General features: G+C 41.7%; 1 protein-coding gene. It reads left to right on the forward strand.

Going from position 1 to position 247, the window contains the following annotated elements; genetic code table 11:
• Positions 1–24: 24 nt before the first annotated feature.
• On the forward strand, positions 25–247 hold a 223-nt coding region (locus tag A3766_RS07870), incomplete at its 3' end, for a hypothetical protein (RefSeq protein ID WP_156508772.1).

The raw sequence follows: 247 nt of genomic DNA on the forward strand, positions 1-247 counted from the left end.
GAAAAACGCCGATATTGGCATGCTATGGCGTCTTATAGCTCCTCTAAGCCCGAAGAGTATGAAGTGACGATGAAGAAGGTACTAAGCTGGGCATGGTTTGCTTATGGCATATCAAATGGTGAAATAGCCTTAGATTCCACATTTGATGAATATTTTGTACCTTTAAAGAGCAGAGAGGGGAGAAAAGAGTTTGCGGAGTCGTTTTATCCCTCTTCTGAAGAGAATGACGGTAGTGATTTTATGCTGA

The sequence above is a fragment of the Oleiphilus sp. HI0132 genome (assembly GCF_001635845.1).